We start from the raw sequence: 12,129 nt of genomic DNA on the forward strand, positions 1-12,129 counted from the left end.
CCTGCTCAGAGATAGGCAGGATGCGATCGCTTCTTTCCTGAACCATGTTCAGGAGAGTTCAGCGTGAATGTATCAGTACCCCTGACTTCCAACCTCTACAGCTCCCAGAGCCATTGAGGCCTAAGCCTCAGCAAATGCCCTTCTCCAGCCCCCCGACAGCACCTGCAAATCCTCCTCATCCAAGTCCGCAGGAGTGCCGGAGCGGATGAGCTCGGCAAAATCTTCGTTGGGCACCATGAAGCAGAGGGCGTAGAGGCGGCCTGGGCCGGTATTGTGGATTTCATGTACACCGGTCGGCGGTACCAGAATGCTATCTCCAGTTTTGATGGGGGCCGCTTTTCCATCGCAAATGGCCAGGCCTTCCCCCTTGAGAACAAAAAACATTTCCACAGCCATTTGATGGCGATTTGGAGGGGTTTTGCCTCCCTCATCGAAGATCTCCACACAAAAGGTTAGAGAAATCTGAGCATGAGAAGGATCGAACACGATGGCCAGGCGATTGGTATCGTGGGGGCTGATGCGAAAAGCCTGATAATCGGCAGGGGTTTTAACAATTGGGATCACGCAGCGGGAAAGCGTTTGCATCCGGATCCTCCGCTCAAGAGATGAGGGGTGAATAGTGGGCAAGTGCTAACAGGGGAGAGCCGCGAGCAAATCTGAGGAGGAGGCGACAAAGCCAAAGCACTGCTTGACGTTGTAGAGGGTAGCTAGCAAACAGTATTCAGGAGAGGTGGTGGCGGCGCAGTCTTCCAGCAAAATGCAGTCGTAGCCGAGGAAATTGGCATCTTGCAGCGTGGTCATGACGCACTGGTCGATGTTCACGCCGGCAAAAAAGAGGGTGGTGCGCCCCAGGTTTCTGAGAATGCTATCGAGAGGCGTATCCCAAAAGCCGCTCATGCGGAACTTGTCCACCCAGATATCCTCGGGTTTGACTTCCAACTCCTCCACTACGGACGCACCCCAACTGCCGTGAGTGAGAACCAGAGACCCGTTCTTGGGCAAGGGATCCCCGAGTCCCACCCCTTCTCCGGTGGGGTTGTACACATGTTGCAAGCCGGCGCTGATGTTGAGCAAGTCGGGGCGATTCCCCCAGTTCACCCACACAATCGGCACTTGAGCTTGTCGTAGGCGCGGCAACAGGGTTTTCAGAGGGCCGATGGGAGCCCGTGCAGGTGTGACATCGACGCCGATGCTGGCCAGCCAACCGTCGGGATGACAAAAGTCGTTTTGCATGTCGATCACCAGCAGCGCCGCTTTGGCCAGATCCAAGCGCAGGGTTTTGCTGGAGGTGGGCAGCAGGATGGGCCGGGGATCCAAGGGCGGACGGGTGAGGTCGGCCATTTCGGCATTCACAGCCCAGGCATTGGGAGGGATCCCAAGGGTCTTCAAGGGGCGATTGGGAGTGCTCATGGATTCTCCGCTCGCGTCGCGCAGCAGTGGGATCAGGTGGGGCGGATGACCCACAACTACGCTCGACCTTAATGCACAGCCAACCTCACTTTGGAATCATAGGCTACACTTTCTCACCTTATTAACGCATGGGATCCCCCAGGGTCAGTTGATAGGGATTGAGATGAGGATGATCCGAAAAGGTGCCCAGGGATCCCTCCCTGCACGCTATGCTGTAGAAACTTGAAATGATTATGTAGAAGCATGAGCATCCTGCGGCAATATATCTTTCCCGCTCTCATCCTGCTGGTGTTTCTGTTTACCCTGGTGGTGGTGAGCATTCGCTCGTTTCTGCCGGAGGATATGGCCCAGCCTGCCCCCCTAGAAGAAACAACGCCTGTGGCCCTTTCTGCAAATGCCTGAGGATGGCTGAACAAGGGATCCCTTTGCCCGCCGGTTACCGTTGGCGCATTGGTTCAGCCTGGGATCGGCCCTGGGTGCGACGAGGATTGCAGGCCACGTTGCAGGAATCTTTTCCAGAGCAAAGCAACTGGGATCACCTAGAAGAGACGCTGGATCGCCTCTTCGACCCACCCCGCACCCCTTGCTGGTGGATCTTGAAAGAAGAAACTGCAGAGCCGGTGGGCTGTGTTTGGGCCGGCATCTCCACCGATCAAGCCACCCATCGGCGGGTGGCCTACGTCTTTTTGCTCTGGGTGGATCCCGCCCATCGCCGGCAGGGCCTGGGCAGAGCTTTGATGCAACAGGTGGAACGCTGGGGATCCCAGCAGCAGCTAGCTGCCATTACCCTGCAGGTTTATCGCCATAACCAGGCTGCCCTCAATTTCTACAAGCGGGCCCATTTCTCCGTGCAAGGCTACTGGCTGTACAAACCCCTCGGCGCCGCTGGCGTGGCAGAACCAAAAGGTTATGAAGTTTTGTAAATAAGCCGGGATCCGCTCTCAGTTGCTCCTTTGATGAAAGCGTGATGAAAACGATGGCATCGATCGGAGGGAACGCCCATGTCCAGACCTGTCAAACTCAGTGAAGCCGAGATCCAGGCCAAGCTGGAAAATCTGCCGGGCTGGTCTTTGCGGGAGGGAAAGCTGCATCGCCAATTTCAGTTTGGTTCCTTTGTCGAAGCCTTTGGCTGGATGAGCAGTGTGGCCTTGGTGGCCGAAAGCATGGGGCACCACCCCGAATGGAGCAATGTCTACAACCGCGTGCGGGTGGATCTCACCACCCACGATGCCGGGGGCATTACGGAATTGGACTTCACCTTGGCGCAACGCATGAACGAGCTGGCCGGCTGAACGCTTTCTCAGTACCTAACTCTAGGGATCCCTTCAGAGCCGGTTTGGCAAGGGATCCCCATTGGTTTGTTGCTGCCTCTAAGGTTGTGTCGGGAGTTGCGCTGGTCTGATAGACTAAGCCTAAGGTTAAGAAATGATAATTTTATGAACGTGCTGGTTGTGGGGGCGACGGGAACGCTGGGCCGTCAAGTGGTACGCCGAGCCATCGAAGAGGGACACCAAGTCACCTGTCTGGTGCGAAATCCGGCAAAGGCTGCTTTCTTAAGTGAATGGGGCGCTCACCTGAAGGTGGGAAATCTGCTTCAGCCCAGCACCCTCAACTCCGCCATGGAAGGCATCGAGGCGGTGATCGACTGTGCCACGGTGCGGGTGACCGATACCCTCAGCGCCCGTCAGGTGGACTGGGATGGCAAAGTTGCCCTGATCAATGCGGCACGGGCTGCCCAGGTAGGGCATTTTATCTTTTTCTCCATCATGGGCGCTCACCACGAGTATCCCAATGTGCCCCTGATGAATTTCAAGCATCACATTGAGAAGTATTTGGTTGGATCCCAGATGCCCTACACGATTTTTCGTCCAGCGGGCTTTATGCAGGGGTTGATTGGCCAGTACGCCATCCCCATCTTGGAAGAACAAATCGTCTGGGTAACCGGCGAGGGCGTGCCGACGGCCTACCTGGACACCTTGGATGCTGCCCGGTTTGCGGTGCGAGCTCTCACTGTAGAAGCTGCCAAGCAGCAAATCTTTCCCTTGGTGGGGCCCAAGGCTTGGACGGCTCGAGAAGTCATTGCCTTGTGCGAGCAGCTCTCCGGCAAAAAGGCCAAAGTCAGCACCATGCCGCTGGGATTACTGCGAGGGGCGCGCAAGGTGGCGCAGTTTTTTCAGTGGAGCTGGAACATTGCCGACCGGCTGGCGTTTGTGGAGGTGATCGCGGCCAAAGAACCCATGCACGCCGATATGACGCCTGTATGCGAAACCTTGGGGATTGAACTGGCCTCTCTGACCTCGCTTGAGGATTACCTGGCGGAGTATTTCCAGAAGATGTTGAAACGGCTTCGCGAGCTAAAGGTCAAGCAACCCAAAGTCAAGACGCCCTTCTAAGTCGTTGTTCTCAGTCTTCTCGGCAATTTCACAGCAGCTTGAGCAGCAACCTTGGGAGAAGGGGTGGACGGGGTCGTGTTTGCGTTAGCGGATGCCATAGCCCCAACTACTGGGATGAACTCCCAGACACTTTTTATTGACACTGCGCCATATTCAAGTTGGCGGAGATCAACCCGTACCATAACACAAAGCCGCTCTGTCGCGACAGCGGGCCGTAGGCCTTCGCTTTGGCGGTGCGGAGCGCTAAACCCAGTTTTCTTGATCATTCCCTGTGTCCAAACAATCGCAAATCCTTAGGTTCCCAAGGGGTTCATTTCCATCTACGCTTTAGAGAGTGAGGGGGTGACAACGACAGAGGTTATTCTGCTCCCCCTGCTTGAACTATAGATTTTTGTCTATAGTTTTTATCGGAAAGTTCAATTTTTATCTATCCTAATTTGCAGCTAAGATGCTGCTTAAGATTTTTTACAGGATCTCAGCAAGTGTTCCAGTTTGGCCAAGATCCCTGGCCGAAGGAGGATTATGAGCTTGAACGGGCTGGTCACAACTGCATGGCTGATTCCCCTCTACGCTTTGGTGGCGTGGGCGGGAGCGCTGATCTGGTCCCCAGGAATCACCCGGCGCACGGGACCACGTCCGGCAGGTTATCTGAATGCGCTCTTGACGTTGATGGCCTTCCTGCACAGCGTGGGGGCGCTGGTGGCAATTTGGGATCAGCCGGCGCAGGTCATTCGGTTGCCCTGGCTACAGGTGGGGGATCTGATGTTAGAGCTGCCGCTGCAGGTGTCATCGGTAACTCTGGGGGCCTGCGCTGTGGTGACGGGGCTGAACCTGGTGGCCCAGATCTACGGCTTTGGCTACATGGAAATGGACTGGGGCTGGGCGCGGTTTTTCTCCCTGCTGGGCCTGTTTGAGGGGGGGATGTGTGCCTTGGCTTTGTGCGACTCCCTCTTTTTCAGCTACGTGATCCTGGAGATTTTGACCCTGGGCACTTACCTGTTGGTGGGCTTTTGGTTTAACCAGTCGCTGGTGGTGACAGGGGCGCGGGATGCTTTTTTAACCAAGCGCATCGGCGACCTGTTGCTCTTGATGGGGGTAATCGCCATCTATCCCCTGACCGGCTCCTGGGAGTTTGAGGATTTGGCGGCCTGGGCAGAGGCGGTGCAGGCAGGATCTGTCACTGTGGATCCCACCCTGCTGGCCCTGGTAGGGCTGGGGTTGCTGGCCGGCCCCGTAGGCAAGTGTGCCCAATTTCCTCTGCACCTGTGGCTGGATGAGGCGATGGAAGGGCCGATCCCGGCCTCGATTTTGCGGAACGCAGTGGTGGTGGGCACGGGGGCCTGGGTGTTGATTCGCCTGCAACCCCTCTATGAGCTTTCCCCAACGGTGCTGAAGGTGATGCTGACTATCGGCAGCTTGACGGCGGTGGGGGGATCCCTGGTGGCTTTGGCCCAGATCGACGCCAAGCGGGCCCTGTCTTATCTGGTGAGCGCCTACATGGGCTTGATCTTTGTGGCGGTGGGCACCGGTCATCCCCAGCAAGCCTATGGGTTGCTGCTGACCTATGCTCCGGCCATGGCTCTGTTGGTGATGGCTCCGGGCACGGTGATCTGGAACAGCATTACCCAGGATCTGCGCTATCTAGGAGGCTTGTGGTCGCGGCGCCCTATCTCGGGGCTGTGCTTCTTGACCGGGATGGCTGGAATCATCGCTTTGCCGCCTTTCGGTTCCTTTTGGGTGCTGACGGATCTGTGGCAGCAGTTGGTGCAATCGGGGCAGGGGTTGTGGGCGGCAGTCGTGCTGGTTACCAATGCGGTGACGGCGCTGGGGCTAACGCGGGTATTTGGCCTTGTTTGGGGGGGCAAGCCGCAGCAGATGAGCGAGCGTTCGCCGGAGGTGCATTGGCCGATGATGCTGCCCATGACGGTCACGATGGGGGTGGCGCTGCACATGCCCATGATCCTGGCGACGCTGGGTCTGATTCCCGCTCTGGAAGGGATCCCTGTTGGGGTAATGACGGGATCCAGCTTGACAGGCATTGCCTTGGGAGCCTGGCTGTATCTGCGTCCGCAGCGACGACCGGTGGACTGGGCCTTCTTGGCCGACTGGCAGGATTTGTTGGCCAACGACTTCTACACCCCCAAGCTCTACCGGGCCAGTGTGGTGTTTGCGGTACGCATCATCTCTGAGGTTACAGCCTTGTTCGACCGCTATGTGGTAGACGGCTTGGTAAATTTGACCAGCTTGGCGGTATTGGCGGGTGGACAGGTTTTGAAATACACCACCTCTGGCCAGTTGCAAGCCTACGTGCTGACGATTGTGGTGGGGGTGGCCCTGCTGGGCTGGCTGATTCTCTAGGCTTGGGCAAGGTAGCGGGACGGAGTCCTTAGATAAAGAGGGAAAAGACCATGCTGAGTGCCTTGATTGTGTTGCCGATCTTGGGATCCCTGCTCCTGTTCTTAGGCTTGGGGGGGCGAAAGCTGGCGGTGGCCTTGGCCGGGATCCTGCTGGGGATCTCGCTGCTGCTGTTTGCCAACTTTGACCTGCAAGCGGAAGGGCTGCAGTGGGTGCAGCGGTGGGATTGGATCCCGGCAATTGGGCTGAGCTACTCCCTGGGCCTGGACGGGTTTTCCCTGCTGATGGTGGCTTTGAATGGGCTGCTCACGCTGATTGCGGTGCTGACAGCTGAGCCAGAGGTGAAGCGGCCCAACCTCTTATACGGCTGCATTTTGTTCATGAGCGGGTCGGTCAACGGGGCTTTTGTTGCCCAGAACCTGCTTTTGTTCTTCTTGTTTTACGAGCTGGTGCTGATCCCGATCTACCTGCTCATCTCCATTTGGGGCAGCCCCAAGCGGGATTATGCTGCCATCAAGTTTTTGATTTACACCGCCGTTTCCGCCATCTTTCTGTTGGGGGCCTTTTTGGCCATCTACTGGCTGGGGGATCCCCATAGCTTTGAGCTGCTGGAGATCCGCATCACCTCTCTCAGCCCTGTTGCCCAGACCTTGACGCTGTTGGCCTTGATCGTGGCTTTCGGCATTAAGATGCCGCTGATCCCCTTCCACACCTGGTTGCCTGATGCATACGGGGAGTCGTCGCCGCCAGTGGCCATCCTTCTGGGAGGGATCCTCTCCAAGTTAGGCACGTACGGTCTGTTTCGCTTTGGGCTGCAGTTGTTTCCCCAAGCTTGGGCCGACCTGGGCGGGATCCTAGCCTGGTGGGGAGCCATTGCCGTGTTGTCCGGGGCTTTGGCAGCCATCGCCCAAAAAGACATCAAGCGCATGGTGGCCTACAGCTCCATCGGCCATATGGGCTACATCTTGCTGGGCATGGCGGCAGCCACCCCCATTAGCCTGACCGGGGCGATGGTGCAGATGGTCTCTCACGGTCTCATCTTGGCGCTGCTGTTCGATTTGGTGGGCTTGGTGGAGCGCAAAGTGGGAACCCGCGATCTGGATGTGCTCAACGGCCTGCTCAACCCCTTGCGAGGCTTGCCCACAGTGAGCGCCCTGCTCATCTTGGGGGGGATGGCCAGCGCCGGGATCCCTGGCCTGGTGGGCTTTGTGGCGGAGTTTTTGATCTTCCAGGGCAGCTACCAAGATTTTCCTCTGCCCACTTTGATCAGCATCTGTGGCACCGGCTTGACGGCGGTGTACTTTGTGATTTTGCTGAACCGCACCTGCTTTGGCAGGTTGGACAACCGCACCGCCTACTACCCGCGCGTGCATGGCTGGGAGCGGATCCCAGGGCTGATTTTGACGGCCTTGATCGTTTGGTTTGGGATCCAGCCCATGAGCCTGGTGAAATGGCCGCAACCGTTGGCCTTTACCCTATCCACCCAGGTGGCTCAGGCCCAAACGCTTATCTTGGCATCAGCCGGTGACCTTGCCCCCATCACCCTCTCTGGAGCCGATCCAGGCAAGCGGGAAACTTCCAGGAATTGAGATCCCAGGGAATGACCTCAAGGAGCCAGAACTTTTGAAGAGTTGGAGACTTCTCATGACGACAACCCTCACAGCCCGCAAGCTGCCCCCTTCTACCCATCCTTTTGCGGATATAGTCCACCGCCTGGAGGCAGGGGGATCCATGCTGCCAGATACGCCGGAAAACCTGATGCAAATTATCGGCCTCTACAAAGCCTATGCCGTGCCAATGGATTTCTACTGGCGGGATCTGCTCTACATTGCCGAGCAGGTGTTTGTGGATCCCTTGCCTTTTTTCAAGTTCATCATTCCTGAAGAGTATCTGAAGCTGGCCAACCACTACGCGGGGGATAACGCGGATTTGCGGATTTGGCGAGGCCAGGCTACGGCCCATCCCGAGCTGCTGGAGTTTATGGAAAAGGGGGAGCTGAAGCGCAAGCTGCCCAGGATTTTGCATCACCTCTGGCATGACCGCATCAACATGGAATTTGCCGAAGAATGTATGCGGGCCATGCTCTGGCACCGGGATATGGGGGGCTTGCTGGATCCCTACATGGATTCCGAAGAATACAAGCAAAATGCCGACCGCGCCATCCGCGCCTATTGCCAGGGCAACCCCTTGTTGATGGGGCTATACAAGCTCTTCCCCGATATGTTTTTGGAGCTGTGCCGCCAGGCCACCATGTACTCGGTGTTGGGCCTGTTTTGGGAGGTGATGGCTCCGGTCTTTTTTGAGATGAGCGATCTCTACGACGAAGGCAAAATTACCAGCGTGCCGGAGGCGATGAACTTTCTGGTCAACGGGATCTTCGCCATTGCCGGACGACCCATCTACCACCGCGTGCGTATTCGGGGAGAATGGTACGATATTGTGCCCAAATCCAAAGGATTCACCTGGCTATATGAGGCTGCCTTCCCCTATGTAGAGGCCGTGTTTTATCGCACCTCTCCTTTCCGCGGCACTAAGTCCTACAACGCCCAGGCCAACGAAGTTCCCACCAACCAGTTGGACTTTCACTACGGGATCCTCTACGCCGATAAGTTTCCGGTGGGCACCGCCGGGATCCCGCCCACGCTCTTGCACCAGGATATGTACCACTTTTTGCCCCAGTATTTGGTGGAGTATTATCGCAAGCATTGCCGCGGCGAAGAGGACATGCTGATTCAATTGGGGGTTAGCTTCCAGCGCTCCATGTACAACGTCACCTCAGCCGTGATTCAGGCGGGAAGGGCCGCTTTCTTGTATCCCCTTGATGATCCAAATCCACGGCACTTGATGATGAACCGCCGTTATTTTGAGGGACAACTCAATCGCTTCACCCGACCGGAATATGGGATCCGGGAAGCAGCCCGCCTCGCCTACATTCAGGATCAGAATTATCGCTAGCCCGTGGCAACTTTAATGATCCCAAAGCCTTTCGAGCAGCAATCCAGTTAGCAACAACTTCACAGCAAAAGGATCCCGGCCATGCCCGATATTGTCGATATTGCCGTCTCTGCTGAGGGCTTTTCCACCTTGGTAACTGCCGTTAAAGCGGCAAACCTGGTGGATACTTTGAAAAGCCCCGGCCCCTTTACCGTTTTTGCCCCCACCGATGCGGCTTTTGCCAAGCTGCCCCCTGGCACCATCACCACTCTGGTGCAAAACATCCCCCAACTGACCCGCATCCTGTGTTACCACGTGGTGCCCGGTCGCCTGAAAAAGGCAGATTTGGCCAAGTACCAAAGTGTGGGCTCGGTAGAGGGATCTCCCATCGACTTGTTGATCGAAGGGGACGTTTTCGAGGTCAATAACGCCACCGTTATCCAAGCCGACATCGAAGCCGATAACGGCATCATCCACGTCATCGACACCGTCATCCTGATGCGGCCCCACTGGTTCTGGCCGATCATGAACTCCGCCTTGGCTGCCTCGGCCAGAGGATAGACAGATCTATCCTGAACCGAGCTTGGGGAAAGTGCCTGGGTGAACCCTCTCCCCCTCTCCGCAACTTTATAGGTACGGTCAGAGATTTCTGCTCCGCGTGCAGTCTACACCATCCCCCGCCCCCCACAGGGTGGGGATTTTTGTCTCTCGGTAGCAGTGATGTCGCCGTCTTTTAAACCCAGAGATGAATCCGAAGCTTGGCCTGATACGTACCTTATTTAGCCTGTTCTCTGACCGAGGAGCTTTTTTCCATGTTGTTGATCGGTTTTTCCCTTCGGCCTCGTTCAATTTTCGAGGTTTTTTGCGGCTTTTGCCTGGTTGCTGTCTTGTTTCTCAGCGGTTAAGGAAGCTTTACAAATCTCACAACCCCACTTCTACCCATTGCTAACTTTGGCCCTGGACATATTCACATTGCTCAGCCGCAGCCAGGACAATCTTTCGCCCAGGCCACAGGGCCGGTGGCCTTTGTCTTGAACATGTTGCCGAATCCAGGCAATCAGTCGGGGAATTTCCGACTGGAAGCCAACCTCACCCCTGAGCAAGTCTCCAGCTTTTTGGCCGGAGCTTACTACATCAACATTCACACGCAGGCCAACCCGCCGGGCGAGTTGCGAGCCCAGGTGGTTTTCCCTCGCTAAGGTTTGATCCAGTACCCCATCTGGGATCCCCGCAGGTGAGGGGATCCCTAATTTTTGCGGACGGATTGGCTGTTCTGTGAACTCCCCCACGGTCAGTCGTGCCGGCAGGACAGAGTTTCTGTGTAGCTCCTGGCCAGCAGCTTTCGGTAGTCCTGGAGCTGGCCTGCCAGTCCCCTTTACAGAGCGAGCTGTAGGCTTCACCTCTGGGCTAGCTGTGGAGCGCCAAGGGAATAACTACACAGGTTGTTGCCCACCTACAATGGCCCGACAGCGAATGTAGGGGCCGCCTGCATCCACCTTGGCCGGTTGACCCTTGCCGCAATGGCCGGATCCCAAGTCCCACAGGAAGTCCCGCGAGACGGCATCCACCGATTGCAGCACCTCAAAAGCATTGCCGGTGATGGTGACACCGCGCAGCAACTCCGCCAGCTTGCCATCGCGAATGCGGTAGGCCCGCTCCACGCCAAACATAAACTCGCCCGTGGAGTCCGCCTGCCCGTTCCTGGCCCCATCCAGGAAGTAGCCATCGGGAGTGCTGGCGATGATTTCCTCTAGCGTTTGGGATCCGGGTTCAATGAAGGTGTTGCGCATGCGGATCAAAGGCTCATCGGCATATTCCCAGGCGCGGGCATTGCCGGTGGGCTCTACGCCAAAGTGGGCAGCAGTTTCGCGGTTGTGGAGATAGCTGACCAGAATGCCGTTTTGGATGATGGTGGTGCTTTGGGTAGGAACGCCCTCGTCGTCCACAGGAAGGGTTCCCCCTGCCCCTGGCATAAACTCCGAATGGCCGGAGTCTTTGAGGGTAACCCAGTCGCTGGCCACCCGCTGCCCCAGCTTGCCGGCAGCCACAGAACCCGCCAGGACAAAATCCGCCTCGACCGTGTGGCCAATGGCCTCGTGCACCAACAGCCCCACGATGGAAGGCGACAGAATAACCGTGGCCCATCCCCCTTCTGCGTAGCCTGCGGACAATAAATCAACCGCGGTAGCAGCCGCCTTTTCCGCCATCTGCAAGGGATGCGAGCGGAACAGGCAATCCCATCCCCCTGTTACCCCAATGGCCTCGGAGCCACTGCTGAGCTGGCCGGCAGCTTCGGCCACCGCCTGAACTCGCAGCTCGGGGCGTACCAGACGAAAGGCCACATCCGCCCCATCGGTGGTGACGATGGCTTTTTCCTCGTAGATCTCGTTGTAGGTGCAACTGGCGGAGCTAATTTGGCGAGAGGCCTGCCGGGCCTGCGCCTCGGTTTCCAAAGCCAACTGGATCTTCGCCTCCAGCGGTTTGTTCAACACCTCCTCCACACCGGGCTCGCAGAACTCCCCTTGGGCCAGCCGCACACTGGGCAGGGATCCCAGCTTTTGTTTGCGGTAGTCGGCACTGGCTTGAGCAGCACGGCGAGCCTCAGCGATGGCCTCCCGAATAGCAGCCGGCGAGGGATCCCCGGTGGCAGCAAAGCCCCAAGTGCCGGCCTCCAACACCCGCACCCCCACTCCGGAACGGCGACGAACCGCGGTGCGCTCAAGGCGGCCCTTCTCGGCAGTGACGCTGCGGAACACCTTGCTGTGGTAGCGCAGTTCCACAAAGCCAGAGCAGTCCCGAAGGATGTCGCGCAGAAGGTCTCGCATAGCAACAGGGAGATGGGTGTAGTCCTCAGTCCAGCATAGCCCGATCCTGGAAAGTCGATGAGCTGCCACGCCGAGTAAACTACCCGGCACCCGCGCTATGCGCAGGGTGCGGGCTTTATCCCAATCCCTAGCTGACCCAGAGGACAGCTAAGTTTCGGAATTTCAGGCGAGTTTACAGTCGCCCCAAGGAGAGAGATCACCTGAGCAGCGTT

The 12,129-nt window shown here is 57.3% G+C and carries 12 protein-coding genes; 9 read left to right on the forward strand and 3 right to left on the reverse strand.

Annotation, left to right across the window (positions count from 1 at the left end):
- Positions 1 to 120: 120 nt before the first annotated feature.
- Both NW849_RS11935 and NW849_RS11940 read right to left on the reverse strand, forming a co-directional pair.
- On the reverse strand, positions 121 to 585 hold the full coding sequence (locus tag NW849_RS11935) for a cupin domain-containing protein (protein WP_011434408.1): 465 nt from the start codon (positions 583 to 585) through the stop codon (positions 121 to 123).
- Positions 586 to 630: 45 nt separating this feature from the next.
- Entirely contained in the window at positions 631 to 1,410 is a 780-nt protein-coding gene (locus NW849_RS11940; RefSeq protein WP_414357827.1) for a cysteine hydrolase family protein, read from the reverse strand.
- Positions 1,411 to 1,653: 243 nt separating this feature from the next.
- On the opposite strand from NW849_RS11940, the gene NW849_RS11945 reads away from it, so the two are divergent.
- From NW849_RS11945 to NW849_RS11985, 9 genes are all read left to right on the forward strand, one after another.
- Positions 1,654 to 1,812, forward strand: coding sequence for a hypothetical protein (locus NW849_RS11945; RefSeq protein ID WP_414357829.1), 159 nt, complete (start codon positions 1,654 to 1,656; stop codon positions 1,810 to 1,812).
- 2 nt (positions 1,813 to 1,814) lie between these two features.
- Complete coding sequence (locus NW849_RS11950; protein ID WP_414357831.1) at positions 1,815 to 2,333, forward strand: GNAT family N-acetyltransferase; 519 nt, start codon at positions 1,815 to 1,817, stop codon at positions 2,331 to 2,333.
- 78 nt (positions 2,334 to 2,411) lie between these two features.
- Complete coding sequence (locus tag NW849_RS11955; protein ID WP_414357832.1) at positions 2,412 to 2,702, forward strand: 4a-hydroxytetrahydrobiopterin dehydratase; 291 nt, start codon at positions 2,412 to 2,414, stop codon at positions 2,700 to 2,702.
- A gap of 144 nt (positions 2,703 to 2,846) precedes the next feature.
- Entirely contained in the window at positions 2,847 to 3,803 is a 957-nt protein-coding gene (locus NW849_RS11960; RefSeq protein ID WP_414357833.1) for an NAD(P)H-binding protein, read from the forward strand.
- 522 nt (positions 3,804 to 4,325) lie between these two features.
- Entirely contained in the window at positions 4,326 to 6,161 is a 1,836-nt protein-coding gene (locus tag NW849_RS11965; RefSeq protein ID WP_414357834.1) for an NAD(P)H-quinone oxidoreductase subunit F, read from the forward strand.
- Positions 6,162 to 6,211: 50 nt separating this feature from the next.
- Positions 6,212 to 7,747 carry an NADH-quinone oxidoreductase subunit M gene (locus NW849_RS11970; protein WP_414357836.1) on the forward strand — a complete coding sequence of 512 codons (1,536 nt, stop codon included), beginning with the start codon at positions 6,212 to 6,214 and terminating at the stop codon, positions 7,745 to 7,747.
- 55 nt (positions 7,748 to 7,802) lie between these two features.
- On the forward strand, positions 7,803 to 9,113 hold the full coding sequence (locus tag NW849_RS11975; protein ID WP_414351925.1) for a CO2 hydration protein: 1,311 nt from the start codon (positions 7,803 to 7,805) through the stop codon (positions 9,111 to 9,113).
- An 81-nt stretch (positions 9,114 to 9,194) separates the two neighbouring features.
- The gene (locus NW849_RS11980; protein ID WP_414357838.1) at positions 9,195 to 9,653 is read left to right on the forward strand and encodes a fasciclin domain-containing protein; all 459 of its coding nucleotides are present in this window, start codon (positions 9,195 to 9,197) and stop codon (positions 9,651 to 9,653) included.
- A gap of 380 nt (positions 9,654 to 10,033) precedes the next feature.
- Positions 10,034 to 10,291, forward strand: coding sequence for a CHRD domain-containing protein (locus NW849_RS11985; protein ID WP_414357840.1), 258 nt, complete (start codon positions 10,034 to 10,036; stop codon positions 10,289 to 10,291).
- A gap of 234 nt (positions 10,292 to 10,525) precedes the next feature.
- On the opposite strand, the gene NW849_RS11990 is transcribed toward NW849_RS11985, so the two are convergent.
- The gene (locus NW849_RS11990) at positions 10,526 to 11,917 is read right to left on the reverse strand and encodes a TldD/PmbA family protein (RefSeq protein ID WP_414357839.1); all 1,392 of its coding nucleotides are present in this window, start codon (positions 11,915 to 11,917) and stop codon (positions 10,526 to 10,528) included.
- Positions 11,918 to 12,129 lie beyond the last annotated feature (212 nt).

It is taken from the genome of Synechococcus sp. R55.3 (assembly GCF_047461975.1).
In the GTDB taxonomy this organism is placed as follows: Bacteria; Cyanobacteriota; Cyanobacteriia; order Thermostichales; family Thermostichaceae; genus Thermostichus.

Coding starts and splice junctions, on each gene's coding strand:
- NW849_RS11970 (WP_414357836.1), top strand. CDS start 6,212: ATGCTGAGTGCCTTGATTGTGTTGCCGATCTTGGGATCCCTGCTCCTG.
- NW849_RS11950 (WP_414357831.1), top strand. CDS start 1,815: ATGGCTGAACAAGGGATCCCTTTGCCCGCCGGTTACCGTTGGCGCATT.
- NW849_RS11955 (WP_414357832.1), top strand. CDS start 2,412: ATGTCCAGACCTGTCAAACTCAGTGAAGCCGAGATCCAGGCCAAGCTG.
- NW849_RS11990 (WP_414357839.1), bottom strand. CDS start 11,917: ATGCGAGACCTTCTGCGCGACATCCTTCGGGACTGCTCTGGCTTTGTG.
- NW849_RS11965 (WP_414357834.1), top strand. CDS start 4,326: ATGAGCTTGAACGGGCTGGTCACAACTGCATGGCTGATTCCCCTCTAC.
- NW849_RS11960 (WP_414357833.1), top strand. CDS start 2,847: ATGAACGTGCTGGTTGTGGGGGCGACGGGAACGCTGGGCCGTCAAGTG.
- NW849_RS11940 (WP_414357827.1), bottom strand. CDS start 1,410: ATGAGCACTCCCAATCGCCCCTTGAAGACCCTTGGGATCCCTCCCAAT.
- NW849_RS11975 (WP_414351925.1), top strand. CDS start 7,803: ATGACGACAACCCTCACAGCCCGCAAGCTGCCCCCTTCTACCCATCCT.
- NW849_RS11935 (WP_011434408.1), bottom strand. CDS start 585: ATGCAAACGCTTTCCCGCTGCGTGATCCCAATTGTTAAAACCCCTGCC.
- NW849_RS11945 (WP_414357829.1), top strand. CDS start 1,654: ATGAGCATCCTGCGGCAATATATCTTTCCCGCTCTCATCCTGCTGGTG.
- NW849_RS11980 (WP_414357838.1), top strand. CDS start 9,195: ATGCCCGATATTGTCGATATTGCCGTCTCTGCTGAGGGCTTTTCCACC.